This window comes from Marinomonas pontica, from assembly GCF_036322735.1.
Classification (GTDB): Bacteria; Pseudomonadota; Gammaproteobacteria; order Pseudomonadales; family Marinomonadaceae; genus Marinomonas; species Marinomonas pontica.
Window position 1 is genome coordinate 1,128,864 of the sequence record NZ_AP027271.1, and the last position, 24,719, is coordinate 1,153,582.

Below are 24,719 nucleotides of genomic sequence, written 5' to 3' on the forward strand. Positions count from 1 at the left end.
CGCAGATGAAACAATGCCTAGCGTGCTTTATCAAAATAACGTGGCGCAAATACAACATTTTATTTTCCATTGTTTCAGCCAACATGGAATCAATTTGGCAGCGGATTTTTTGTATTTGAAAATCGTCAGCGCCACTTTTCGTTATGACAAAAAAGGTTCCCTACACTATGGTATTCGAAGAGTATTCTAAGATAGTTAAAGAGTTTCAGCATGATGCGTCTTTATCGCTAACTCAGACGTTTGATGCACTTTGCGCAGCACAAGATTCGTTAATTACTGAGCTGGTGGCGTCGGGCGCGGGGGTGGCAGGTTGGAAAATTGTAGATAAGGATGGCGTGATTATTTTGTCCCCAATCTTTGATTTTCAGGTTTTCAAACCTATTGGTGAAACGATCTCGAGCCAAGCCATTCGTGGTACTGAGCTGGAAGTGTGTTTTCAAATAACAGTGCCCGCTACGCTTGACGCTGTTAAAGAGAGGGTGGCTGATTTACCACCTTTTGCGGCCGTTGAATTGATTCGACCAGAGATTCACCCATCCAACCATTCAGCGTGCGATTTTTACTTTAACTATGGCGTGTTTGTGACTCCGTCTCCTGTTTCAGGGGAGGTGCGTTTTGAAGGCGGCAATCAAGGGTATGACTTTTCTGTGAATGTCGATCAACTTGTGGATGCGAAAAAAGCCATCGTGCAGCAAGGTATATTGCAATGCATTCAGCGTGGCTATGGCGATAAAAACTATTTTTTCATTACCGGCACGTTAAATGGCTTGGTGCCGACGAGCGAATCCATTGGCGTGAACCGCGTGTTGAATCAAGGTGAATGTCAAATTTGTTTTGATATAAGTGAGACAGCGGTGTTGTGATGACGCTGTGCTGATGCTGAATAAAAAAGGGAAGACGCTCGTTGCGTGTTCCCTTTTTTATTGGCTTTGTGGCAGCTTGGTTATGCGTTTTTGGCGTTTATACTCAATGCCATGGCTTCGGCAATTTTGATGCCGTCGATGGCCGCTGACATGATGCCACCGGCATAGCCTGCGCCTTCACCAGCTGGGTAAAGCCCTTTGGTGTTGATGCTTTCTAGACTGTCGTTATCACGCTTGATATTGATCGGAGCTGAAGTGCGTGTTTCTACCCCTGTTAGTAGCGCATCGTCAAAGGCAAAACCGCGGATTTTCTTATTAAACGCTGGAATGGCTTCTCGAATCGCTTCGATACAAAAGTCTGGTAGAGCATCCGCTAGGTTAGTGAGCTTGATTCCCGGCTTGAAAGAAGGTTCAACTGTACCCAGTTTTTCTGGTGTTTCGTTACGCAGAAACGCGCCAACGGTTTGCGCTGGTGCATCGTAGTTGCTGCCACCTAACTCGTAAGCAAGGCTTTCTAGTTTGCGTTGGAATTCGATTCCAGCAAGCGGCCCACCCGGATAATCTGAAGGATCAATGCCGACAACAATGGCGCTGTTGGCGTTACGTTCGTTACGAGAATATTGACTCATGCCATTGGTTACGACACGGTTTTCTTCCGAGGTAGCGGCAACGACCGTCCCGCCAGGACACATGCAGAAGCTATAAACGGAACGACCATTTTTACAGTGGTGAACCAGTTTGTAATCCGCTGCACCAAGAATTTCGTTACCTGCATTTGGACCAAAACGTGCTTTGTCGATAGACGATTGCTCGTGTTCAATACGAAAGCCTACCGAGAAAGGTTTGGCTTCGATATAAACACCTTTATTGTGCAGCATTTCGAAAGTGTCACGAGCACTGTGACCAATAGCAATAGCGATGTGCTTAGAATGCAGTTGTTCGCCATCAGCAAGCGTAACGCCAGTGACTTGACCATCTTCAATATGCAAGTCATCCACGCGGCAGCTGAAACGAATCTCGCCGCCCAACGCAATGATCTGAGCACGCATTTTTTCGACCATGGCCACTAATTTGAAAGTACCAATGTGTGGTTTGCTAACGTACAAAATTTCGTCTGGTGCGCCCGCAGCAACAAATTCATTGAGCACTTTACGGCTGTATTGTTTTGGGTCTTTCACTTGGCTATAGAGTTTGCCATCAGAGAAGGTTCCCGCGCCACCCTCGCCAAATTGTACGTTAGATTCTGTATTCAGAATTTTTTTGCGCCAAAAACCAAAAGTGTCTTTGGTGCGTTCACGTACTTCTTTACCGCGCTCAAGCACGATGGGCTTATAACCCATTTGCGCCAGTACCAATGCAGTCAACAATCCACAAGGGCCAAAACCTATGATGATCGGTCGTTCGGTCAAGGTGACAGGCGCTTGGGCAACAGGGTGATAGTCTAAATCCGGCGTTTCCTTAACTTGTTGATGATCTGAGAATTGCTGCAATAAATCATCATTACATGTTGTTTCAACATCCAAGGTATAAATCAACATGATGTTGGTTTTTTTACGCGCATCGTAACCACGGCGGAATACATTAAAACGAACCAGTTTTTCCGCTGAAATATCAAGCATGGATAAAATCGCGTTTTCTACTGCGCTAGCGTCGTGGTCAAGAGGAAGTTGAATATTAGAAAGTCGTATCATAGGAATAAAAGTAAGTATGCTGAGTCAATGGCTAATAGCGGTGGATAATACGATATTTTTCGAAGAAAAGCTGTCACCAAATAGCCGTCGTGCTTTTAAAACATGCCAAGAAAATACCACCAAATAAAATTCAGCGGCAGCAACACAAGACTTGTTAGCACAAATGTAGCCAAACACACTTTAGTCACTGCACTGATAGACAGGTTGCCGAGCGCGATGGCTGTAATGAGCGGCGGAGCTTGATAAGGCAGAAAAACCGTTGAAAAAGCCAATACTTGCGTCATTAATACGGCGTCTTTGGATAATCCTGTAATGTCCGCAAGATGTTCTGCCATAGGGGTCATGATGGCTGGCACACCCGCTAAGTTCGTCACGATAGCCACACACGTAGAAATGAATGTCAGCAAACTAAGGTTCAACAAAGGAGTGTGTGGTGAAAACGGAATAACCTCTGTTAAATAGTTCACCAAAACACGACCCAAACCAGAATGGGCAATGATGGCACTTAAACCAATGATGCCAGCCGCAAACAGCAAGGTGCCGTATTGAATGTCTTTATCGATAACATTTTTTCCAGTTAACCCAAGGCTGGGTAACAAACATAGCAAAGCAGCAATAAGGCCAATCCAGCCTGCGGAAATATGGTGTAGGGAGTCGGTGAACCAGAAAGCAAAGCAGGCACAAAGCACCATCAGCAAACGAATTTCTATTTTGGTCATGGCTGATTTTTCAATAGTGGCTTGTATTGCTTGGTTAGGGGCTTGATCGGGAAAGAGCCAAAGAATCACCCCAATGGTCATGAATAGCTTTCCCAATCCCAAAACAGGGAAGTGCAAGAGCAAGTATTCCCCATAGGAAAAAGGCGCGTTGTAGAGAGCTTCTGTCATACCGGAAAGCAACATGTTTGGTGCATTTGCCGGTAAAATCGAAAAGGCGGGTAAAAATGTTCCGAACGCGGCCGCCAGTAACATGCCTTTACGACCATTAGAATCTTGGTCATAGCCAAAATGATCGGCAAGAGAAGCGATGATCGGAATGATCAACACGATACGGCTGACGCCAGAGGGAATTAAAAACGCCAAGGCCATGGCAAACAAGGCGATTTTTACAATCGTACCTTGGTAGCTGTTGCCCAAAATCAACATGAGCAAACGTGTCGCACGAGAATTAATCCCCGTGTGGTTGATGGCAGCACCAAACACCATGCCACTAAACAACAACCAAAATGTTGATGATTGAAAGCCTGCGAAGATCACCTGGGTTGGCGCCAGCTGTGTTGCAGTTGCAAAGGCAAATAAGCCCAAAGCCGGCCAATAAGCGGGCACCAGAGACGTCGCCCAGAAAGCGATGCACAAGAAAAGCAGCCCAGCCACCAGTGCTTGGTTCAGGCCTAAAAATTCATAAGACAAGAGACCAATTGCGGCTGTAATGACCAATATGAGAACAAGCAGACAGTAACGTTGAGCCATCACGCAGACAAGGTCGCGAAGCGACGTGGAAGATTGAACTGGGTGATTATGTTGACTCATTGGCGTGCCTTAAAGGAAAGTTCGGGCATCTTTGTTAATGAAAGAAGCCCGAACGAGGGATTAACGAAGGTTAACGGCGATGGCTTCGTCAAAACCTAACATGATGTTGAGGTTTTGTACGGCTGCGCCAGATGCCCCTTTGCCTAGATTATCCAGTTTAGCGACCAATATGCCTGACTTGTTGCCAGGTTCACTGAGCACAGACAGCTCGATTTGGTTGGTGTCTTCCAAGCCGTGTGGTGTCAAGAATGGCGCTGCGTTATCGGCTACCACATTAAGGCCATTGACTGTTACAAACATGTCGTTGGCATACACTTCGACCAATTTAGCGTGTAACTGCTCCATGGTGACGCCGTCTTTTAGCTGAATTGGCAAAAAGGTCAACATGCCTTGGCGGAAGTTCCCGACGCTTGGTACGAAAATAGGCGCTTTGTCTAAACCAGACCATTTTTTCATTTCAGCTAAGTGTTTATGATTAAAACTCAGACCGTAAGCGCCAAAGATCGGGGCGTTATTATCGCCTTCGTAACGGTCAATTAGCGCGTTCCCGCCACCACTGTAGCCTGACACCGCATTAATGGAATAGTCATAAGACGCAGACAATAACCCAGCTTCTACTAATGGTTTTAGCAACAAAATCGCACCCGTTGGGTAACATCCTGGGTTAGACACAAATTGCGCGCTTTTGATTTTTTCACGTTGTGTCACGTCAAGCTCTGGCAAACCGTATACCCAGCCTTCTGCAACACGATGTACTGAACTGGCGTCTAAAATGCGGCAGCCTTCTTCTTTCGCCAATACGACACTGTCTTTTGCAGCGTCATCAGGTAGGCAAAGTACGGTTACATCCGCTTCTTTCATCAGGCGACGTTTTTCTTCGACGTCACGTTTCTTTTCTGGATCAATACTGATGATTTCAATGCCGGGATGGTTGACTAGGCGATCTTTTACTTGAAGGCCTGTCGTGCCTGTTTCGCCATCAATAAATACTTTTTTCACAGCGGAATTCCTTGTTGGGGGATTAAATCAAAGCATAAATCAGTTTTACCGAGTGGTTGGTCTGATTTTTTTGCGCACTGTTACGCTGCTCTTTAATGGTTAAATAGTGTAATGCATCGCGCCGCGACTGAATAGTTGGTTAAAACGCTTAATCACTAAAAAGCACGGATTTGCACTATTTGGCTTTTATTTTTCCATGGGTACTCTGGCCAAGTTGGCGATGATTTCGTAAGGCGTTACACTGCAAGCGTTTTTAGGAATTGAGCGTGTATGAAAAAGTCAGATAAAAAGATAGAAAATGCCATAAGAGAAGCGTTGACCACGGTGTGTGATGGGGCGCTGGAGTCGGTCAGTGGTTTTGTATGGATCACTCACATGGTTAACTACGATGCCTTTCCTCAATCCCTCAGAATTGTGTGCGTGTTTGATACGGATGAGGCGTTGTCTAATGCGTACGATGCTAAGCAGGACGCGTATTTCTATGCTGCCATTGAAAAAGCATTACGTGGGGTAAATATCAAACTCAATAAGCTTCCTCAACAAGTCAGTTTTGATACGGAAGAAGCCTGCCAACGTACCCATGCCGGAAAATGGCACGAACGGCTTGCCAAGGTGTCAGGTCGTTTGCATTAGTCAATCTTCCGCTTGGTCTTTAATTCGCTTCATGGCGTCTTTTAATTGAGGGTTCTTTTCTTCCAAGTATTTGCTTAGACGATCAATAAATACTTTATTTTCGTGAAACGGCACGCCGATTTGGTGTGCGTCGGCGACTTCAACCATGGATACTTTGTCGTGTTGGTTAAAAACGTCGATCATTTGCTCGGCTTTGTTGTGCGAAATACCCAATGCCTCAAAGGCGGATCGCCCCATACGCAAACTGCTGTCATAGTTTTCACGGATAATGTCTCGACAACCTGACGCCCATAAATCGTAGACATGATTGTTGTCAAAGGCTCTGGCAATGACGTGTAGATCTGGGTAATTCGAGCAAACGTATTTAACGAGCTTGGTCACTTGTTCTGGATTGTCGATGGCAATAATCAGCAAAGAGGCTTCATCAATGCCCGCGGCTTCTAATAAGTCTGGCCGTGTGGCGTCGCCAAAATAGTTTTTGACGCCAAAGGGTTGCAGTGCTCTCAAACGTTTGATGCTGAAATCAATAACGGTAGAGTGAAACCCCGCTAAACGCAGCACGTTGTCTATTGTGCTGCCCATCCTTCCTGAGCCTGCGATGATGATTTTGTTGTCATCAGGCAACTCGTCAAAGCTCTCTGCCGCGTGGTCGGTGGCATAGCGTGGTGCAATAATGCGGTCGTAAATGATAAATAAGGCTGGCGTCAGTAGCATCGACAAAGCAACGACTAATAGTAAGGTGTCGGCTACGTCTTGTGATATTACGGCATTACTGACGGTAAAAGACACCAGAACAAACCCAAATTCCCCCGCTTGCGCCAACCCCAACGCAAGCAACCATTTGTTGGAACCACGGATATTAAAAAACCATCCAAGCAACAACAGAGTGGTGGCTTTGACAAGAATGAGTCCAACGGTTAAACCAAGAATCGAAAAAAAGTGATGGAAGAGTAAGGTGAAATTAATACCCGCACCGACCGTCATGAAGAATAAGCCCAACAGCAAGCCTTTAAACGGCGCAATGTCGCTTTCTAATTCGTGACGATAAGGCGAGTTTGCCAGCACAACGCCGGCTAAAAACGTGCCCAGAGCAGGGGATAACCCCACCAACGACATCAACAGCGTTGTGCCGATCACAAACATTAACGCCGCAGCGGTAAACAGCTCTCTTAATTCCGCAACGGCAATGAAGCGGAAAATTGGCGTCACTAAAAAGCTGCCACCTAACACCACAATGGCAATGGCGCCAAAGGTCACTAATGTGGTTTGCCAAGCTTCAAGCCCAGACAACAGAGACACATTGTCGGTCGAGGTAGTGTCATGCAGGGCTTTGGCAGTATGGCTTACCGCATCTATGAGTTCAGGTGTTGCGAGCAAAGGAATAAACGCCAACATTGGAATCACAACAATATCTTGTGCCAGCAAGACCGCAAAAGACGACTGGCCTCCATCGGATTTCATCAGGCCCTTTTCGGTCAGCGTCTGAATGACAATGGCAGTCGAAGAGAGTGCCAACACCAAACCTATAGCGAGACTGGTGCGCCACTCTTGGTCTAGCAACACCCCCAGCCCCATAACACAGAGTGCCGTCAAGGCGACTTGTCCGCCCCCCAAACCGATCAGTTTGGACTTTAAGTCCCACAGTTTTTTAGGGTTGAGTTCCAATCCAACTATAAACAGCATCAACACCACCCCCAGTTCTGCGAAGTGCTGAATGGAGTGTATGTCAACGCTTAATATGGCCAACAGCGGGCTGATGATCACGCCTGCCAGCAAATACCCCAACACAGAGCCCAGTCCAAGACGTGACGCAATCGGAACAGAAATAACGCCAGCAACCAGAAAAACAAAGGTAAGTAAAAGCGCGTCAGTCACGTCGTTGGGTCCTTTATAGCAGACAAGATTTTTAAGAGTGTTATCGTGTTATTGACGTGGACGGCAACACTATAAATCCGCCACATCGCGTGCGAACTGGTCGACGCTTTCCCAATTGGTGAATTCCATATTGGTTGTTGGGTCGGTTGGGCCTTTGGTCATCCACATAATAAAACGAATCATGTTTTTGTCGAGAAAGCCGTAAATAGAATAATTTAATTTGCCAGCAAAAACGCCTTTTAAAGCTGGCTGCCAATTCAATTGATCCAAAAATTTTACAATATAAGGGTTGGTGTCTGGTTGGCATTTTTCGGCTTTACGCGCCACCAAATTCACCGTGTAAAACGCATTGGGTTTGTCCTCTAACAAGGCTTTATTTTGGGTGATGAAATCAGCCACATTTTTTTGGTGTTTGCCGTAGCGAATACTGGCACCAATAACAATCTTGTCATGTTGGGCAAGTGTGTCAGACGTAGCGTCTTCCACCGGCATCAAGGTGACAGTATGACCCTGCTGCTCTAAAACAGATTGCATTTTTTGGCTGATTTTTTGAGTATGGCCGTCGGTAGTGGAATAAATGAGCAAAGTATTGGACATGGGAATCAGAAAAACTGCCTCTGTTGTTTTGGCTGGAATGACGTAAGGAATGCAACGAGTTATAAACACTCATAGAGCGAGTGTAAAGGGCGCAGGCCATGCTTCCTCGTTTTTATGGAAAATCCCATAAAAAAAGCGGTTCATCATAGAGGAACCGCTTTGCGTGTTATCGAATGAATTTACTCAGCTGAGCTGTGTTTTCTTGCGCGAATGTCAGATTGCGCGCTGCGATAAAATTTTTCTTGTGGCTTAGACTTCGTGACTTGATCGTCGTCGTTGTCTTCATTGCGCAGCAATAAGAAGTCAGCAACGCGTTGTTCATCAAGACGATTGGACTTCACGGCGGCTTTTAAAGCGCAACCAGGCTCACCTTCATGGCGGCAGTCACTAAAGCGACATTGTTTTTCCAAGACAATAATATCGGCGAAATTGGCAATGGCACTGCTATCAAACTCTGCTAATTGCAATTCACGCATGCCAGCGGTATCTAATAAAATCGCTCCTGAAGGCATGATTTTTAAAGACCCAGACTCGCCAATATTACGTTGTGTCTTATTGCTGTCGGTGGTTTGCATCAGCGTATTGATCAAGGCCGACTTGCCTGATCCAACGGCGCCTAGCAAAGCAACCGTTTTGCCTTTTTTAAGGAAGGGTGCCAAACAAGACAAACTGTTTGCATCCAACGCATTGACGGTTTCCACGATCAGTAATGGGTCGAGTTTTTCGACTTGAGCGCGTTTTTCCATGGCATCGTCACAGGTGTCAGCTTTGGTCAATACAACCACTGCATCAGCTTGAGCTTCATGGGTAAGTTCTAAATAACGTTTGATTAACGTTAAGTTGAAATCCTGATTTAATGCGCAAATCAAAAAAACAGTATCGATATTGGAAGCAATGCTTTCAAAGGCTGAACTGGCTTCTAAAAGGCGCAAAAAACGGTTTTCAGTATCGGTAACAACCCAGTCACCCACCGCCATATTTGGCATATCTGAATGGCTTTCTAATGAAAAAAAGCCAAATTCACCGACAAGCTCATATTGGTTGCTATTAAAAGCACAAATACGCGCAATGCGATTCGATTCTAAATCATCCAATGATAACTGTTGTTGAAAGTAAGCCTGCCAGCCTAGATCCAATAAAGTAAACGTGGAATCCATTGATATTACCCCAAGCGAAATACGCCATCGTAAATTAGAAGCAAAGCGCTTCAATTAGTACAACCGAACATCAGTAAATAGTTACCTTTGTTCTAGCCAAAAAAATACACCAAACCACACGGATTATAACCCGTTAAAACAAGGCGTTATTCTGCGAGATTAGCACAGTGTGACTGGCCTACAAACAGAAATATTGCTGTCATAAAAATGCGTTATCGTCGGGCTATTTACATGGAAATGACCGCGCAGCATCTTTCACCAATTTAATGCCTGACAAGAGACATTTACCAAGATTAAATACCTTTTACAGCGGATTTCTTTGGAACCTGCTGAGTAATGCAATGAATGTTTCCACCGCCTAATAGTATATTTCTGGCATAAATGCCGTGAATATCATAATCAGGGAATGCTGCTTGCAATAAACGCTTAGCCTGCTCGTCGGTATCTACGCCAAATACAGGAAAAATAATGTGCTGGTTGCAGATTAAAAAATTTGCGTAAGACGCGGCTAAGCGTTCGCCTGCATCGCGGTTCATATTAGGGCTTTCAACGACGCTTTTGGCTTCTTCTTCGCTGACGTACAGTGGGCCGGGCATGGGCAGTTTGATGATGTCCAGCGTTCGGCCTTTGGCGTCTTTTGTGTTGCTTAGGACTTGAAAGGCCGCTTGACTGATCGCGTACTGCGGGTCGTTTGGGTCTTCGCAATAGGTTAACGCGACAACACCTGGGCGAATCACGTGCATGATATTGTCTACGTGGCCATTGGTTTCGTCGTTAAACAAACCGTCTTTTAACCAGATGATTTTATCTACGTTCAAATACACCTTTAGTAGGTCTTCAATGTCCGCTTTGCTCAAATCAGGGTTACGGCTTGGGTGAAGCAGGCACTCTTCTGTGGTGTACAGCGTTCCTTCACCGTCCACATGAATGGAACCGCCTTCTAAAATCAAAGGCGCTGCGTAAACTTGATCGCCCGTAACGGCGGCCATTTTTTCGGCCACTGCGTTGTCTTGCTCCCATGAGTCGTACAGTCCATCTAACTCGCCACCCCAGGCATTGAATTGCCAGCTGTTTGCACGGCGTTCGCCTTTGTCATTCACAACATAAGTCGCACCGATGTCACGCATCCAGCAGTCGTCAGAGGGAATAGTGAGCAATCGAATATGATCTGGTAGTGATTGACGAGCTTGATCGTGATGTTTTTCATCCACAATAAAAGTGACATCAGCGGCCTTAGAAATGGCCTCAGCAACCGCAACAAACTCTTGTTGTGCCGGCTTGCCTTGTTCGCGCCAGTTGTCTTCTCGGGTTGGCCATGCCATCCACACTTGCTCTTGCGGCTCATGTTCTGCAGGCATTCGAAAGCCATCCAGTCGTGGTGAGGTAAAAAGCGTGCTGCTCATAACGTGTCCTTTATTCTGGCGGTGAGCCTCTATTCGCAGAGGATCGGTTTTTCGCCAATTCTATGGCAGAGACGCAAACATTCAAGCGTATTTTTGTCTATTTTGGTGAGTTTGCTTTTATTGGCAGCACATTTTTTGCGTCTTTACATTTCCTCGACGGAAAGCGTTACCGAGTAAAATGGTAAAAAATACAGGCCAACGCACGCCGAGCATCACCTATAAAAGTGAATATTCAATAAAAAAATATTATTAATCAGTGGTTTATGTGGTTTCTGGAAAGCTGGCACAACATTCGCAACAGTCTAAGTGACGTCAACCTTTGGAAGAAAAAACCATCCAATATAGGTTGAATCGGTTTCTTGAAGTCACGCTTATTCAGCGTTGATTTTGCAGAATTTTATAACACTAAATGGAGGTTACCATTATGACTATGAAACGTACTCTACTAAACAGCGCTTTGGTTCTTGTAACAGCGGCAACATTGGCAGCATGTGGACAAGAAGGCGAAGAAAACAAAGTAGAAGATGCCATGTCAAACGCAGGAGATGCCGTTGAGCAAACAATGGATGACGCAGGTGATGCATTGAACAACGCTGGTAATGCAATGGAAGACACCATGACAGACGCTGGTAATGCCATTGAAGACAAATGCGAAGAAGTAAAAGAAGGTGTTAACGCAGCCGACACTAATTGTTAATAATAAGTTCGATTGAGGCAGACAGGTTCTGCCTCAATCGTTTTTATTTGACTTACACAAGTGGTGAGTTGTCGTATTTGTCTAGCTTGTTATAGAGCGTTTTGATGCTTATGCCGAGTTGATTGGCGGTGTCTGTGCGGTTGCCATCGTTACTTTTGAGTGTCTTTAGAATGGCGATTTTTTCGATATCATCAAGGCGCATGCCATGCGGAATGCCCGCTGCTTTTGATGGTTCTTGCGCTTTGATTTCATTGGTAATGATGTGCTCGGGGTGAATGGTGTGGTCGGCCAAAATATACGCTCGCTCGATGGCGTGTTTTAGTTCTCGGACATTGCCAGGCCAAGCATATTGGCGGATTTTTTCGAGACTCTGATCAGAAAGTTGTTTGTGAAGGCCATCTTGGGCATTGCGATATGCCAAGAAGTGTTGGGCAAGACCGCAAGCATCGCCTTCTCTATCACGCAATGGCGGAGATTGAATGGGAAATTGGGCGAGGCGAAAATACAGGTCCTCACGGAAGATTTCGTCACGAATGGCGTTTCCAAGGATTCGGTTGGTGGCAGCCACGATCCGCACGTTGGCTTTTTTTACATGCTGCGCTCCTACGGGTTTGTATTCTGCGCTCTCCAATACTCGTAACAATTTTACCTGGTGTTCGTAGGGCATTTCGGTGACTTCGTCTAAAAAGAGCGTACCGCCTTCGGCTTGTTCAAAAACACCTTGATGGTCTTTGTGTGCTCCCGTAAACGCCCCTTTAACATGGCCAAACAGTTCGCTGTCAATCAGCTCTGGGCTCAGCGCGCCGCAGTTAATGGCCACAAACGGCGCATCCGCTCTTGGGCTAAACACATGCAAGGTATTTGCAATCAATTCCTTGCCCGTACCGCTTTCACCGATGATGAACGCATTGGTGTTTGTGGCGGCAACTTTGCGAATGGTGCGATACAGAGTATGCATGGCGCTGGAAGAACCAACAAGCAAACCAAATTGATCTAGGTAGCTGGTTTGTGTCGTGACCTGAGGCGAAGAGTGGCTTAGTTCGCTAAAAACTTCATTTAATGACGATGCCACTAAATTCACATTGAATGGTGCGCGATAATGAAAGCCGGCGCCTTTTTGAATGAGTTTGTCCAATCGCTCATCGGGTTCGCCTTGGCTAAAAAAGAAGAATTCGGTTTGCGACAGAATGGGGTGATGGATTAGGGCGCTCAATGACTCGTCTTGATCGGAATGGACTTCAATGAGTGCGACATCACATTGGCTCGCAGTTAATTGCAGTAGCCAATTTTCTTCGTGATGACTGATGTTCAGTTCATATTGTAAAACGCCTTTTAGCGCCAGCAGGTCGGACGCCAAAGTAGGGTCTTGAACGTGCAAAAAGAGCTTTGGTAAAGACATCATTATTTTCCCTGAATCGATATCATGAAATGGATACGGTAATAAAATCATAGGGTTGAAGCGGATCAAAGGTGTGGCTCTATTACTTTTCATGAAACACAGCGTTAATCACGCGTATTTGCACAAAGCTCACCCTTTTTTGAAAGGAGGCCACGGTGATGAAAGAACACAGTTTGGATCAGAGGACTTTTACGCAACATGACTGTCGGCTTCTTTACGACATGCTTTCTGTGTGCTTAGACGGTGTTTTTGCCAATTCAAGGCTACATAATCGAGCGGATAATACGCTAGAGAAACAGGTGTTTCAGTCGTTGTCTGTGTTGTATCGGCATTTGGCGGCATGCTTAATGGTCAATATTAACCGCCAAGTAGTCAAAGTAAACGCGGCAGGCACTAACGCTGCTTCCCCCACCGCAAGCATCATTGCGACGGCGTATTTAGCTGCGTTAGATGGATCCGCTTCCCAAGCGCCCATTCAAGTAATGGATGTGAATAAACAGACGATAAGGCAGCTTCGGGTATGGTCTCAACAACTAGTGAATGAGCCTTTTGTGTGCGCGATTTCTGACAATTTGGCGAGTCTCCAAAGAGGCATAGATCGCGCGCAGCAGCGGCGAGAAAATGCCCAATTGTGATGAGCATTTAGCAAACAATCCCTCGTTAATACAGCAAAACGACATGCTTATTTATCGTCAACGATACGGTAATCTAACTTGCCTTTAATAGAGCCAGTTTTATCGTGCGTTGCGACATTAAAATTAGCGTCATTCTTTTCTCTGTTTGGGTTAATGGTCGCAATAACCTGATTGTTCACCACCAATTGGTAGGTTTCTGAAAACGTGATGTTCAAGTCTTCCGATTTAGGGTTCTCAAACAAAATGTTGTCTTTTAAGCGAATGCCACGGCTTTCTCCGCGAACCCATTGACCCACAAGCGGCTGAGCTTTGAAAGAAACCGCATTATGCTCAACGGTCACTTCAGACAGAAAAATACGAATCACATCGCCATTCATTGCCACTTTTTGGCGGTCGCTAACGCGCGCATTTAACGCCGCTAACGTCGTGTTGGTTTGGCTGACATAGGTGCGCAATGCTTGAATGCTGGCGTTCAGTTCTTTGTCGGTCTGAGATTGGCTTGGGGATACTTTTGGTAACCCCGCCGCTTTGCCGAGTCGGTTGGTCAATTCGGTGTGATTGGATTGCGCCAAGGCGGTTTGATCCGCAAGCTGTTTCATTAGCGTCTTGTTGGTGGAAGAATTTTCTGTTGGCACAGTGGTCGTGTTCGTTGGTGTTAACTCTTCTGCCGCAGAAGTGTTTACCGATGGCGTGTCTAGCGCATTGGTTTGAACGGTATTTGTGTCGCGATTATCCACCTTGGAAGAGGGGGAATCTTGTAAAATTGGCATCGAGCAGGCGCTAAGTAATAGCGTTGCAAGTAAAAGGCCAGAACGTAATGTAGGCATTGAATAATCCTAGGATTAGAGGCGAAAAAATAGGCCACTAAGTATGCGGTATGGCGGGGGACATGTCGAGAAAAGCGTTTGAGGCAAGCAAATTACTTGCCTCAAACGTAGGGTTATTTTTGCGAGTTATTCCACAAAATGCATTCGTCTAGGGTCACACCTTGTCCACCAAAAATGTCTAAGGCACTGCCGATGGTTAAATCGACTTTCCCGTTGGATAGTTCATGGACACGCTTTAAATCCGCTAACGAACGAGCTCCACCAGCGTATGTCACAGCAACAGGACAGCCTTTTCCAAGTAAGGTGACTAAGTCTTCATCAATACCCGCTTGTAGGCCTTCAACGTCTGCCGCGTGAATCAAAAACTCGTCACAGTGGTTTGCTAACTCTATTAAGTTTTCTTGGTTCACTTGCGTCGATGTGATGGTTTGCCAGCGGTCTGTCGCAATATACCAACCGTCTTTTGTGCGACGGCAGCTTAAATCGAGCACCAAACGATCGGTGCCGGTTTCTCGTTTGATGTTGTCCAGGCGATCCCAAGAAAACTCGCCATTTTCAAACAAATAAGAAGTAACAATAACGTGCGACGCCCCTGCTGATAGGTAACTTGCTGCGTTACGATTATTGACGCCTCCGCCAAATTGCAAACCATCTGGGTAGGCGCGAAGTGCGCTGAGCGCTTCTTCTTGGTTGCCTTTGCCAAGTGCAATGACATGCCCACCCACTAAATTATGCTCCTTGTACATTAGGGCATAATGTTCAGCATTGTATTCGCTGATAAAGTTCTCGGTGGCGCCTTTGTCGTTCAGGCTGCCGCCTACAATTTGCTTAACCTTGCCTTGGTGTAGATCGATACAAGGACGGAATTGGGTCACAAAAAACTCCTATTTAGTCGGAAACAAGTCGGCGATTGTAACCGATAATGTACTGATAAACGATGCGCCAAAGCAAACACTTAATAAGCCTGTTATAATCGCAGACCAATTCGATAGATAAGAATCATAGCGCTACTACCATGTTGCAAATTACCCTCGCCGTGTCGATCCCAGATCATGAAATAGAACTGACAGCCATTCGTGCTCAAGGTGCGGGTGGGCAGAATGTGAATAAAGTGTCTTCGGCCATTCACCTTAGATTCGATGTTGCGAATTCGTCTTTGCCAGAATTTTACAAAGAACGTTTGCTGGCGCTGAGTGATTCACGGCTCACCAAAGACGGTGATATTGTCATCAAGGCACAGCAACATCGCACCCAAGAATTGAATCGAGAAGACGCACTGGCTCGTTTGAAAGACCTGATTCTTGACGCTGTACGCGTTCAAAAAGCGCGCCGCCCGACCAAACCCACACGTTCTTCGCAGAGAAAGCGCGTTGATCAGAAAAAGCAAAAAGGCCAAATTAAAAGTTTGCGTCGCAGTAACTGGGACTGATTAACATGGCCAAGAATGTATCCGCATGAAGAATAAGCCAATCGCCGGTGTGAACGAGATATCCGAATCGAAGGTGCTAAGTCCTTGTATTCGTCACTGTTGTTTGGATGGCGATGATGTCTGTGTCGGTTGCTATCGCACCATTACGGAGATCATGAATTGGCAACGGTCCTCTGACGCGCAAAAACGGGATATTTTGAACCGTTGTTCTACTCGTAAACAACAACACGATGCGCGTTATCGCTGATTTCCCCCAACGGTTGTATTTTCTCATGTTCGCGATTTTTGTTTTGTCTTTTTTTTCAGTATTAGTGTAAGAAAGCCACGCCTGCCCACGTCAAAGTTCTAGAAACACAAAAAGCCGCTTGGTGTTGACCAAGTGTTTAGACGAATTGAGTGGGTAATGTACCGTGATTGCAGAACTTCAAGCATGGCTGACATCGGGAAACACGTCCTTACCGGTGTTGTGTGTTGGCATTGTGCTTTTGTCTTATTTACTTGAAGACTTAGCGATTGCCACAGCAGCCACCGTGTCAGTGCAAGGACATTTGTCGCCATCGCTTGCGTTGTTGTCGATTTTTATCGGCATTGCCAGTGGTGATGTGGGCTTGTACTTATTAGGGCGTTACGCCCGTAATGTCCGATGGTTGCGCTACCGTGCTTTAACCCATACCTCTTTTAACGTTGTAAGAGAAAAGCTTACTCAACGCGCTTTTGCGAATTTGTTCTTAATTCGCTTTATCCCCGGTTTGCGAACCATTGGTTTTACCTTGAGCGGTTTTTTTTCTATCCCACTCCCGCTGTTTATGAGCGCCGTTCTGCTGGCGACGTCCCTATGGACGTTGGTGGTGTTTACGTTGATATATCAGCTCGGAAACGTTGTGTTTTCTGCATTGGCCGAATGGAAGTGGGGGGTGATCCCCTTGGCCTTTGTTTTGTTGTTTTTGATGAATCGTTTTCTGACACCGTCTTTCACACGAGGTAAGTTATGAGCGCCATGACAGAAGGGCGGTTCATTTCGCCTGGTAAAATGAATGCGGGAATGCCGCTGCTGGAAGTGGAGCAAAACGCCAGTATTTCCCCTTATGAATTTATGCCGAGCTGGTTTTTCTATGCGCCAGTGGTCATACAGAGCCTTGCGTTGGGTCTGCGTCATGGTGACCTGTGTTTGCCGTTAATTGCCAACCCAAGTATTAAGTTGAGTGGCATGGTAGGCGAATCCAAGACCGATATTTTGAACTTGGCTGGCCCTGTTGCGAAACAGTGGATTGAGCCTTTTATTACACTGACGAAAAATGCTCATAACCTTGATGCCCAGCTAGAAAGCGCTATGCAAGCCATGAACTCGGCTCAGCTGTCTTTTCCCATTGTGGCGAAGCCAGATTTGGGGTGTCGAGGTGTGGGAGTCAAATTACTGAAATCCAAAGCGCAGCTGCGCGATTATCTTCAAACGTTTCCTGCATCTGCGCGGTTTTTATTACAGCGTAAGGCTCCCTATCAAGCCGAAGCTGGTGTGTTTTATGTGCGTTACCCCGGCCAAGAACGAGGCAAGATTATTTCCATAACCTTGAAATACGCTCCCAGTGTGGTTGGTGATGGTACACACACTCTAAAAGAGCTGATCGAGCGTTGCCCACGAGCGGGTCAGCTCACGCATTTGTACTTTCCGCGTCATACACAAAAGCTGGATTGGGTTCCCGCAGAAGGCGAAGAGTACCCACTCGCGTTTGCGGGCAGTCACAGTCGTGGCTCGATTTTTCGTAATGGCAACCAATACATTTCACCCGCATTAACGCGTCGGCTTGATGGCATTTTGAAGGACGTAGACGGCTATTACTACGGTCGTTTGGATATCAAATTTGCAGACATGGAGTCTTTCATGGCGGGCGAGAATTTCTCCATTTTAGAAATGAACGGCGCGAGCAGTGAAGCAACACATATTTGGGATCGTCAGACCTCATTGTTTGAGATTTTTAGCACGTTGCTGAAGCAGTATCGCATTTTATTTGAAATCGGTGCGTTACAGAGAAAACGCGGAGTCAAAACGCCAAGTCTGCGTGCGTTATTGCAGGCTTGGCGTGAAGAAAAGTCATTGGTTCAACATTATCCAAGTACGGATTAGTCAACGCACTGTATGAAAGGAACGAGTATGCAATCGGTATGTAAAAAGAGCGCCGTTGATCTGCCGCAGTCCATCCCATATGCGCCTACGATTCAGGGGGCGCTGGAAATATTTGGTCAGGCATTGCGTTGCTTGCGCAGATTAGATGATGAGGCGTACCAAGCGTCGATGAAACCGTATGTGAGCAGCTCTATTGGGGAACATTTCCGCCATTGGTTGGACGTGTTTTACGCCATTTATCGAGCCAGCATTGTGATTGATTACAATCAAAGGCGCCGCGGTCATGACGTTGAACGATCGCGAAAGATGGCCGAAGACGATATTACTGTGTTGGTTCAGTGGTTGACCGGACTATCGGAAAAGCAGCTTAAAAAAAGCGTGACCATTGTGACGGAAGTGTCGGTAACACACACGCAAGATTGTCTTATGACATCGACCTTAGAACGAGAAATTACTTTTGCCGCGCTTCATGCAAACCACCATTTTGCGATGATCAATGTCGCAGCCAGTTTAATGAATAAGCCAATGGATGATGACTTTGGTATTGCGCCAGCCACAGCCACTTTTTTGCGAGGGCAATAACTATGTGTTCGGTTTCTTGGTGGATAGACGCATCGGGGTATCAATTGTTTTTCAATCGTGATGAGCAAAAATCCCGTGCGCCAGCGTTGCCACCTCAGACGTTTATTCTGCGAGGGGTTAAGGTGTTAATGCCGGTTGACCCTGTTGGTCAGGGCAGTTGGATCAGTGTCAACGAACACGGTTTGTCACTGTGCTTGTTGAATCATTACCAAGGCAAAAAGCCCGCTGGAGAGCTGATTAGCCGAGGACAATTGGTAAAGTATTTGTCTAGTGCGAAGACGATTGCGGAAGTGGCTCAGCGGTTTTCAGAATTGAAATTGGGCGTGTTTGCCCCTTTTACCCTGCTGGCATTTGAATTGGGTCATTCTACCGCACGGGAGTTGCAATGGAATGGGGAGTCGTTCTGTGTTGTGGCGGCGTTTTCGCCGTATTTCTCTTCCGCAGTGGCGCTGGAAGACGTAGTTACCTATCGACAATCTGTCTATGACGCATTACCTAACATTGATTCGCACACCTTGTTGGCCTTTCATGCTCAGCATCATCCAGAGCAATCGCATATGTCGGTTTGTATGCATCGTGATGACGCGCAAACGGTGAGTTTCACTGGCGTAAGAGTGTCTGAACAGCATCGACAAATGAGCTATGTAGCGGGGTCGCCTTGCACGCATTTGACGGCCGCGACGTTAGCATTAAAAACAAGTTACTTAGAAAAAACGGAATCTCACCCTGGTCTTTTTGTTTAACCCTAGTTTAGGAGTGCTTATGACGCGCTTAATGGTTTTTTTGACTTTGTTTATGAGTGGCTTTGTGGTCGCGCAAGATGAAATTTATACCGGCTATTTTAGCAATAAAGCCTTAGATGGATACGATACGGTGGCGTATTTTACCGACAATAAACCTGTGGAAGGCAAGCCTGATTTCGTGACCACATACAAAGGCGCGGATTGGTATTTTGTGTCGCAACAGCATTTGGATATGTTTGTGGCAGAGCCTGAAAAATACGCGCCGCAGTACGGTGGTTATTGTGCTTGGGCGATTTCAGCGAAAAACGATTTTGCCTCGGCTGACCCAAAAGACTGGGCCGTTGTGGACGGCAAGTTGTACCTGAATTACAACGACGACATCAAGCGCAAGTGGGATCAAAATCGTGCCTTGCACATTAAGCAGGCCGATGAAAATTGGCCCGCACTGATCCGCCCATAACCGCAATTCATAAGGTCAATTACGATGAAATCTTCTTTTATGAAACCGTCTTTTACTAAGTATGTTCCCGCTGTCTTTATCGCGTTTGTTTTTGTGCAGTCGTTGTTTTTTAAATTTACTGGGTCTTATGAAACCGACTATATCTTCGGTGTGTTGGGGACTTGGTCTGGTTTGGCGTTCTTTGGGCAATACGGTGGCTACATTATTGGTGTGGCTGAACTGATTGCGGCTCTTTTGCTGTTCAGTCGTTGGCATGGTGTCGGGGCTTTGATGGCGCTGGGAGTCATGAGCGGGGCGATTGTTTTCCATTTTTTCACGCCGTTGGGTGTGGTCATGCCTGAGTTTAACGCCGTTGGTGAGGTCATTGGCAATGATGGCGGTTTGTTGTTTGGAATGGCGTGTTTGGTGTGGTTAAGTGCGGCGTTTTTAACGCTTCGGGATACAAAACATCCGCAAGGCACTTTGAATCAAATTGTCGCTAAATGGGTGTATTGAGGAGCATTATTATGTTGGCTACTTCGACGCGTGTGTTGAGTCCTTTTCGTTTACCACGAGTCACACCATTTGGTGTGGGGGAATCGATTGTAGAATGGGCGACAGGACTCGCTGCATTAGATCGCTTGTACCAACATCGACCTCGTTGTCAGTCCTGTTTTGAGTTTATGCGTTATACCCTAGATGCATTGAATATTGACTATTCGATAGCCAAAGGTGGACTCAATAACCTTCCTCAAAAAGGCCCTGTCGTGGTTGTGGCGAATCATCCTCTTGGGGCGATTGAAGGGGTGATATTGGCGGATTTGGTTGGTCGTGTCCGTTCTGATGTGAAAGTGTTGGCCAATGAACTGCTGAAGCGCTTGCCTGAAATCAGTGAGCTGTTTATTGGTGTGAATGTGTTTGGTGGCGCGTCGGCACAGCGCACGAATGGCAAAGCGATTCGCGATGCGCATCGACATTTAGCCGAGGGCGGTGTGCTGATTGTTTTCCCAGCGGGTGAAGTATCGACTTACCTCAAAGACACGCCAACGAGTGAGAAAACGCTGGCGGACATCGAATGGAGTCAGTCGGTGGCGAACTTCTTAAAGCGCAGCCACGCGATTACCGTACCGATGTTTATTAATGGACAAAACAGCGCGTTGTTTTATCAAGCGGGTCGTCTTCACCCTTTACTTCGCACGGCGTTATTGGGGCGCGAATTACTCAATAAACGATCGTCGGTCATTGAGGTCTCCATCGGCGACGCCATCCCGTATTCGGAAATGAGCCAATTTGACGACAATCGTGAGCTGGTGAGCTATTTGCGTTTAAATACCTATTTAATGAGTACGCAGCGAACAGACCGTGAAAGCGAGCAAGCAACGGCGGTGGATTTGCCGATTATTTCACCGCTAGCCCCCAATGTACTGGATGCAGAAGTGATGGCATTGCCAGACAGTATGCGGTTGTTAGAGCAGGGGGAATTCTGCGTGTATTGCGCACCAACACATTCTATTCCACAGCTGATTCAGGAAATTGGTCGAGTCAGGGAAGAGAATTTTCGTGCTGTGGGTGAGGGCAGCGGTTTGGCGTGTGATGTTGACAAATATGACTTGTACTACCATCAGTTGTTCGTTTGGCACCACGGTAATAAAGAGCTAGTCGGTGCCTATCGTATGGGATTAGTGGACCAGCTCATCGAGGCTCACGGACTGGATGGATTGTATTCGCGCAGTTTGTTTAATTATGACCATGCGTTTATAGACAGTTTGGGGAGCAGTCTTGAAATGGGGCGTTCTGTGGTCGCAGCAAAATACCAAAAAAGCCTACAGTCCTTGCTTTTGTTATGGAAAGGCATTGCGACTTTTGTGTCTCGAAACCCTCGTTACACGCACCTTTTTGGCCCTGTCAGTATCAGTAATAACTACAGCCAATCCGCACGTCAATTAATCGCCGCGACCTTATCGATTCATTATTACGATAAAACCAAAGCAGAATTGGTGACCGCCTCTACTCCGTTGCGAAATCGCGGTTCGGTGTTTTGGCAGCCGAATTTATTGTCGTCATTAACCAGTGTGGCTTTATTGTCCAATGTGTTGTCAAGAATGGAGCAGGGCAAAGGCGTACCGGTTTTGATTCGACAGTATTTAAAAATGAACGGCAAGTTGGTGTGTTTCAACGTTGATCCTGCTTTTCACAATGCTTTAGACGGCTTGATCGTGGTGAACCTTAAAGATGTTCCCTTGGCTATTTTGGGAAAATACATGGGACAAGAAAACGCCAGTGACTATTTGGCAAGCTAAGGAAGACTGCGCGAGTTGACGTCTTCAATGGCGTCAATCACGCGGTTTGGATACTGCAAATGCAGTAAGTGTCCAGCGTCTTGAATTCTGTCTATTTTGATCTCACTGTGTTGAAACAACTGGCTTGCGAAGGTGGCATTCTCTGGATCTACCAGTGTGTCTTCAGTGCCTTGTAATAAGGTGATGGGAACCTTTAACCCAGACAGTGTTGTTTGGGCATTGGCCAAGCTTTGAGACAGTGCCAGTACTTCTTTGTTTGAGTTATTCCATTTGTCTGGGATCAAAAAATCCGGCGTCCAATCAAGCAAGGTGTTGTACCAACGGCCTTCTGCCAGTGTTGGGCTCAGATCTCCAGCCAAAATCACCACGCCTCGCACGTATTGAGGGTAATCCGCCGCCAGTATGGGCACAAGAGAACCGCCCAAAGAATGCCCCACCAAAATGATTTTCTGTTGGCCGTTTTGTTCCCAAATGTTTTTTAGCATTAAACCAATTTGACTGGACTGTTTTTGTAGCTCGGTAGGGTAATGGCCCGCATAAGTGGATATTCCCCAGCCTGGTCGATCAATCGAAATGAGTCGAAAGCGGTCTTTTAGGGTGGCATTCTGAAAATATCGGGCAAAAGAAGACCAATCCCCCGGCGTTCCGTGCACAAAGACCACTGTATGGCGCGACATTTTGCTCGGGTCGCTGCTGGCATAGTGCAATTTGAAATCGCCGTCCGGCCCTGAAATATACAGTACATGGTTTTGAATCATTCCCGGTGTATTCGCCACTTGCCTGGCTATGTCTTCGTTCTCATCCAGCTCTTTTGGCATCGAACAAGCGGTTAATAGCAGCGTTGTTACGCTCAGTACAAAGAGCAAAACCTTGTTAGGCAAGCGATTTAGCATGGCTTTCATGGGCGAGTTTCCAACATTCAAACAGGTTAGATCAGTGCGAAATGATAATACATTTTAGCGACAAAGCGTGCAGATGATTTTGTATAGAATGGACTCGCTTCAAAACGCATGACAGCTCGATCTTTTTGCCTACTTATTTCTTTCACTCTCTTTATCTTGATCTAACGCAATGTTTCAAATCGCAACAGCACTCATAATCCAGCCTTATAGTAAGCCTCATACTGATTTGGGGCTTCGGTGGGCGTTGGATAACAAGAACACATACTAAGTAAGTGTCTACGATCGTCTTTTTTCTCAATCAAATGAATGGGTTGAAGTTATATGATTAACGAAGCTGTAGTGGAATTATCGCGGTTTCAGTTTGCTTTCACTGCTCTGTACCACTATTTGTTTGTCCCTTTAACACTAGGGATGTCTTTCTTGCTGGCTATCATGGAGTCTGTCTATGTTATTACCGGTAAGCAAGTCTACAAAGACATGGTTAAGTTCTGGGGTAAATTGTTTGGTATCAACTTTGCGCTAGGCGTAACAACAGGTTTGACGATGGAGTTCCAATTCGGGACGAACTGGTCTTACTACTCTCATTATGTTGGTGATATTTTTGGTGCACCTTTGGCCATAGAAGGATTGATGGCGTTCTTCCTAGAATCCACGCTGGTGGGTTTGTTCTTCTTTGGTTGGGATCGTCTGAGCAAGGTAAAACACTTGGTTGTGACATGGGGCGTAGCATTAGGCTCTAACTTGTCGGCTTTGTGGATCTTGATCGCGAACGGCTGGATGCAAAACCCAGTAGGTTCTGAATTCAACTACGAAACCATGCGTATGGAATTGGTCGACTTCGGTGCTTTGTTGTTTAACCCAGTGGCGCAGGTGAAATTTGTTCACACAGTATCTGCGGGTTACACAACGGGCGCGATTTTCGTGCTTGTTATCTCAAGCTACTACTTACTGAAAGGCCGTGATCTTGCATTTGCTCGCCGTTCTTTTGCCATCGCGTCTGCGTTTGGTTTGGCGTCTATTTTGAGCGTTATTCTTTTGGGTGACGAATCTGGTTACGAGCTAGGCGAAGTGCAAAAAGTGAAATTGGCGGCGGTTGAAGCGGAGTGGGAAACACAAGAAGCACCGGCTGACTTCACGCTAATCGGCTTCCCGAATCAAGAGCTTGAAGAAACCGAATTTGCTATCAAAATTCCGGGCTTGATGGGCTTGATCGCCACGCGTTCTTTAGACAAAGAAGTCGAAGGCATCAAAGAGCTGAAAGAGCATAATCGTCAACGTATTATCAACGGTATCTATGCGAATCAATTACTTGAAGAATTGCGCAGCGGTAATACGGATCCTTTGGTAAAAGAAAACTTTGAAAAAGTGAAAGGCGACCTTGGCTACGGCTTATTGGTTACGGCTTTCAATGAAGACATGAACAAGGTGACATCTGAAGAGATCGATCAGGCGGTGGAATACTCTATTCCGCAAGTGGCGCCATTGTTCTTCGCCTTCCGCATCATGGTGGGTTGTGGCTTTGTGATGTTGGTGGTATTTGCTGCGGCGTTTTATCAAAATGCGCGTCGTCGTATTGGTAATAACCCATTGTTCCTTAAATTGATCGTGTTGTGCCTGCCATTGCCTTGGATCGCCAACGAAGCAGGCTGGTTTGTTGCAGAATACGGTCGTCAGCCATGGGCGATTGGTGAAATCTTGCCGGTTCACGTTGCGGTATCCAGTCTAACTGCGACGGAAATTTGGATAACAATTGCTGGTTTTGCTGTGTTGTATACCGCGTTCTTGATTGCCGAGATGTACTTGATGATTCGTTTTGCGAAGCAAGGGCCTTCTAGCTTGCACACTGGTCGTTATGCACTTGAACAAGAAACGTCTCAGTTGAAGCAGGAGGTGTAAG

At 46.2% G+C, this 24,719-nt stretch carries 25 protein-coding genes; 14 read left to right on the forward strand and 11 right to left on the reverse strand.

What is annotated here, in order from left to right; all coding sequences use genetic code 11:
* The first annotated feature begins 167 nt into the window (after nt 1–167).
* The gene (locus tag AABA11_RS05275) at nt 168–863 is read left to right on the forward strand and encodes a hypothetical protein (RefSeq protein ID WP_338266028.1); all 696 of its coding nucleotides are present in this window, start codon (nt 168–170) and stop codon (nt 861–863) included.
* An 80-nt stretch (nt 864–943) separates the two neighbouring features.
* Here the strand turns inward: AABA11_RS05275 and AABA11_RS05280 are convergent, their stop codons facing one another.
* From AABA11_RS05280 to argC, 3 genes are all read right to left on the reverse strand, one after another.
* Nucleotides 944–2,554 carry an NAD(P)/FAD-dependent oxidoreductase gene (locus AABA11_RS05280; RefSeq protein ID WP_338266030.1) on the reverse strand — a complete coding sequence of 537 codons (1,611 nt, stop codon included), beginning with the start codon at nt 2,552–2,554 and terminating at the stop codon, nt 944–946.
* Nucleotides 2,555–2,649: 95 nt separating this feature from the next.
* A complete protein-coding gene (locus AABA11_RS05285; RefSeq protein ID WP_338266031.1) occupies nt 2,650–4,083 on the reverse strand; it encodes an SLC13 family permease in 1,434 nt (477 codons plus the stop codon).
* Nucleotides 4,084–4,143: 60 nt separating this feature from the next.
* Nucleotides 4,144–5,082, reverse strand: a complete 939-nt coding sequence (gene argC / locus AABA11_RS05290) for an N-acetyl-gamma-glutamyl-phosphate reductase (protein WP_338266033.1) — start codon at nt 5,080–5,082, stop codon at nt 4,144–4,146.
* A 270-nt stretch (nt 5,083–5,352) separates the two neighbouring features.
* On the opposite strand from argC, the gene AABA11_RS05295 reads away from it, so the two are divergent.
* Nucleotides 5,353–5,715 carry a Fis family transcriptional regulator gene (locus AABA11_RS05295; RefSeq protein WP_338266034.1) on the forward strand — a complete coding sequence of 121 codons (363 nt, stop codon included), beginning with the start codon at nt 5,353–5,355 and terminating at the stop codon, nt 5,713–5,715.
* Here AABA11_RS05295 and AABA11_RS05300 read toward each other — a convergent pair whose 3' ends face one another.
* The 4 genes from AABA11_RS05300 to aguA all read right to left on the reverse strand — a co-directional run bounded on the left by AABA11_RS05300 (nt 5,716) and on the right by aguA (nt 10,747).
* Nucleotides 5,716–7,590 (reverse strand): cation:proton antiporter domain-containing protein, encoded by a 1,875-nt coding sequence (locus AABA11_RS05300; protein WP_338266036.1) that lies wholly within the window; start codon nt 7,588–7,590, stop codon nt 5,716–5,718.
* Between the two features lie 69 nt (nt 7,591–7,659).
* Nucleotides 7,660–8,187, reverse strand: a complete 528-nt coding sequence (gene hemG / locus AABA11_RS05305; protein WP_338266038.1) for a menaquinone-dependent protoporphyrinogen IX dehydrogenase — start codon at nt 8,185–8,187, stop codon at nt 7,660–7,662.
* 179 nt (nt 8,188–8,366) lie between these two features.
* Nucleotides 8,367–9,344 carry a GTPase RsgA gene (gene rsgA / locus AABA11_RS05310; RefSeq protein ID WP_338266040.1) on the reverse strand — a complete coding sequence of 326 codons (978 nt, stop codon included), beginning with the start codon at nt 9,342–9,344 and terminating at the stop codon, nt 8,367–8,369.
* Nucleotides 9,345–9,637: 293 nt separating this feature from the next.
* Nucleotides 9,638–10,747 carry an agmatine deiminase gene (gene aguA, locus AABA11_RS05315; protein WP_338266042.1) on the reverse strand — a complete coding sequence of 370 codons (1,110 nt, stop codon included), beginning with the start codon at nt 10,745–10,747 and terminating at the stop codon, nt 9,638–9,640.
* Between the two features lie 424 nt (nt 10,748–11,171).
* Here aguA and AABA11_RS05320 point away from each other — a divergent pair, with 424 nt between their 5' ends.
* Nucleotides 11,172–11,444: a lipoprotein gene (locus tag AABA11_RS05320; protein WP_338266044.1), complete on the forward strand. Its 273-nt coding sequence runs from the start codon at nt 11,172–11,174 to the stop codon at nt 11,442–11,444.
* 52 nt (nt 11,445–11,496) lie between these two features.
* Here the strand turns inward: AABA11_RS05320 and AABA11_RS05325 are convergent, their stop codons facing one another.
* Complete coding sequence (locus AABA11_RS05325; RefSeq protein WP_338266046.1) at nt 11,497–12,846, reverse strand: sigma-54 interaction domain-containing protein; 1,350 nt, start codon at nt 12,844–12,846, stop codon at nt 11,497–11,499.
* A gap of 155 nt (nt 12,847–13,001) precedes the next feature.
* On the opposite strand from AABA11_RS05325, the gene AABA11_RS05330 reads away from it, so the two are divergent.
* A complete protein-coding gene (locus AABA11_RS05330) occupies nt 13,002–13,478 on the forward strand; it encodes a hypothetical protein (protein WP_338266048.1) in 477 nt (158 codons plus the stop codon).
* Between the two features lie 47 nt (nt 13,479–13,525).
* On the opposite strand, the gene AABA11_RS05335 is transcribed toward AABA11_RS05330, so the two are convergent.
* Together AABA11_RS05335 and hisA are read right to left on the reverse strand one after the other, a co-directional pair.
* Nucleotides 13,526–14,305: a hypothetical protein gene (locus AABA11_RS05335; protein WP_265728914.1), complete on the reverse strand. Its 780-nt coding sequence runs from the start codon at nt 14,303–14,305 to the stop codon at nt 13,526–13,528.
* 113 nt (nt 14,306–14,418) lie between these two features.
* Nucleotides 14,419–15,180, reverse strand: a complete 762-nt coding sequence (hisA, locus tag AABA11_RS05340) for a phosphoribosylformimino-5-aminoimidazole carboxamide ribotide isomerase (protein ID WP_265728915.1) — start codon at nt 15,178–15,180, stop codon at nt 14,419–14,421.
* 140 nt (nt 15,181–15,320) lie between these two features.
* Between hisA and arfB the strand changes: the two genes are divergently transcribed.
* The 9 genes from arfB (at nt 15,321) to AABA11_RS05385 (ending at nt 21,920) form a co-directional block, all read left to right on the forward strand.
* Complete coding sequence (gene arfB / locus AABA11_RS05345) at nt 15,321–15,734, forward strand: alternative ribosome rescue aminoacyl-tRNA hydrolase ArfB (RefSeq protein WP_338266052.1); 414 nt, start codon at nt 15,321–15,323, stop codon at nt 15,732–15,734.
* Between the two features lie 25 nt (nt 15,735–15,759).
* Nucleotides 15,760–15,981, forward strand: coding sequence for a DUF1289 domain-containing protein (locus tag AABA11_RS05350; protein WP_338266054.1), 222 nt, complete (start codon nt 15,760–15,762; stop codon nt 15,979–15,981).
* A gap of 163 nt (nt 15,982–16,144) precedes the next feature.
* A complete protein-coding gene (locus AABA11_RS05355; RefSeq protein WP_338266057.1) occupies nt 16,145–16,726 on the forward strand; it encodes a DedA family protein in 582 nt (193 codons plus the stop codon).
* Entirely contained in the window at nt 16,723–17,856 is a 1,134-nt protein-coding gene (locus AABA11_RS05360; RefSeq protein ID WP_338266058.1) for a D-alanine--D-alanine ligase, read from the forward strand. The genes AABA11_RS05355 and AABA11_RS05360 overlap by 4 nt, the downstream gene beginning before the upstream one ends.
* A gap of 27 nt (nt 17,857–17,883) precedes the next feature.
* A complete protein-coding gene (locus tag AABA11_RS05365; RefSeq protein ID WP_338266059.1) occupies nt 17,884–18,438 on the forward strand; it encodes a DinB family protein in 555 nt (184 codons plus the stop codon).
* Between the two features lie 2 nt (nt 18,439–18,440).
* The gene (locus tag AABA11_RS05370) at nt 18,441–19,181 is read left to right on the forward strand and encodes an NRDE family protein (RefSeq protein WP_265728922.1); all 741 of its coding nucleotides are present in this window, start codon (nt 18,441–18,443) and stop codon (nt 19,179–19,181) included.
* 19 nt (nt 19,182–19,200) lie between these two features.
* Entirely contained in the window at nt 19,201–19,641 is a 441-nt protein-coding gene (locus tag AABA11_RS05375; protein ID WP_265728923.1) for a YHS domain-containing (seleno)protein, read from the forward strand.
* Between the two features lie 24 nt (nt 19,642–19,665).
* Nucleotides 19,666–20,136, forward strand: coding sequence for a hypothetical protein (locus AABA11_RS05380; protein WP_265728924.1), 471 nt, complete (start codon nt 19,666–19,668; stop codon nt 20,134–20,136).
* An 11-nt stretch (nt 20,137–20,147) separates the two neighbouring features.
* A complete protein-coding gene (locus AABA11_RS05385; RefSeq protein WP_338266062.1) occupies nt 20,148–21,920 on the forward strand; it encodes a lysophospholipid acyltransferase family protein in 1,773 nt (590 codons plus the stop codon).
* On the opposite strand, the gene AABA11_RS05390 is transcribed toward AABA11_RS05385, so the two are convergent.
* A complete protein-coding gene (locus AABA11_RS05390) occupies nt 21,917–22,822 on the reverse strand; it encodes an alpha/beta fold hydrolase (RefSeq protein ID WP_338266064.1) in 906 nt (301 codons plus the stop codon). The genes AABA11_RS05385 and AABA11_RS05390 overlap by 4 nt on opposite strands.
* A 321-nt stretch (nt 22,823–23,143) precedes the next feature.
* Between AABA11_RS05390 and AABA11_RS05395 the strand changes: the two genes are divergently transcribed.
* Complete coding sequence (locus AABA11_RS05395; RefSeq protein ID WP_338266066.1) at nt 23,144–24,718, forward strand: cytochrome ubiquinol oxidase subunit I; 1,575 nt, start codon at nt 23,144–23,146, stop codon at nt 24,716–24,718.
* The last annotated feature ends 1 nt before the right edge of the window (nt 24,719 follow it).

Bases quoted from the DNA above. Each gene is read 5' to 3' on its own strand.
- AABA11_RS05370 (WP_265728922.1), top strand. From the start codon at position 18,441: ATGTGTTCGGTTTCTTGGTGGATAGACGCATCGGGGTATCAATTGTTT.
- AABA11_RS05360 (WP_338266058.1), top strand. From the start codon at position 16,723: ATGAGCGCCATGACAGAAGGGCGGTTCATTTCGCCTGGTAAAATGAAT.
- AABA11_RS05335 (WP_265728914.1), bottom strand. From the start codon at position 14,305: ATGCCTACATTACGTTCTGGCCTTTTACTTGCAACGCTATTACTTAGC.
- AABA11_RS05280 (WP_338266030.1), bottom strand. From the start codon at position 2,554: ATGATACGACTTTCTAATATTCAACTTCCTCTTGACCACGACGCTAGC.
- AABA11_RS05380 (WP_265728924.1), top strand. From the start codon at position 19,666: ATGAAATCTTCTTTTATGAAACCGTCTTTTACTAAGTATGTTCCCGCT.
- AABA11_RS05325 (WP_338266046.1), bottom strand. From the start codon at position 12,846: ATGATGTCTTTACCAAAGCTCTTTTTGCACGTTCAAGACCCTACTTTG.
- AABA11_RS05385 (WP_338266062.1), top strand. From the start codon at position 20,148: ATGTTGGCTACTTCGACGCGTGTGTTGAGTCCTTTTCGTTTACCACGA.
- AABA11_RS05350 (WP_338266054.1), top strand. From the start codon at position 15,760: ATGAAGAATAAGCCAATCGCCGGTGTGAACGAGATATCCGAATCGAAG.
- AABA11_RS05330 (WP_338266048.1), top strand. From the start codon at position 13,002: ATGAAAGAACACAGTTTGGATCAGAGGACTTTTACGCAACATGACTGT.
- AABA11_RS05285 (WP_338266031.1), bottom strand. From the start codon at position 4,083: ATGAGTCAACATAATCACCCAGTTCAATCTTCCACGTCGCTTCGCGAC.
- AABA11_RS05365 (WP_338266059.1), top strand. From the start codon at position 17,884: ATGCAATCGGTATGTAAAAAGAGCGCCGTTGATCTGCCGCAGTCCATC.
- aguA (WP_338266042.1), bottom strand. From the start codon at position 10,747: ATGAGCAGCACGCTTTTTACCTCACCACGACTGGATGGCTTTCGAATG.
- AABA11_RS05320 (WP_338266044.1), top strand. From the start codon at position 11,172: ATGACTATGAAACGTACTCTACTAAACAGCGCTTTGGTTCTTGTAACA.
- AABA11_RS05375 (WP_265728923.1), top strand. From the start codon at position 19,201: ATGACGCGCTTAATGGTTTTTTTGACTTTGTTTATGAGTGGCTTTGTG.
- arfB (WP_338266052.1), top strand. From the start codon at position 15,321: ATGTTGCAAATTACCCTCGCCGTGTCGATCCCAGATCATGAAATAGAA.
- AABA11_RS05395 (WP_338266066.1), top strand. From the start codon at position 23,144: ATGATTAACGAAGCTGTAGTGGAATTATCGCGGTTTCAGTTTGCTTTC.
- AABA11_RS05295 (WP_338266034.1), top strand. From the start codon at position 5,353: ATGAAAAAGTCAGATAAAAAGATAGAAAATGCCATAAGAGAAGCGTTG.
- hemG (WP_338266038.1), bottom strand. From the start codon at position 8,187: ATGTCCAATACTTTGCTCATTTATTCCACTACCGACGGCCATACTCAA.
- AABA11_RS05390 (WP_338266064.1), bottom strand. From the start codon at position 22,822: ATGAAAGCCATGCTAAATCGCTTGCCTAACAAGGTTTTGCTCTTTGTA.
- AABA11_RS05275 (WP_338266028.1), top strand. From the start codon at position 168: ATGGTATTCGAAGAGTATTCTAAGATAGTTAAAGAGTTTCAGCATGAT.
- rsgA (WP_338266040.1), bottom strand. From the start codon at position 9,344: ATGGATTCCACGTTTACTTTATTGGATCTAGGCTGGCAGGCTTACTTT.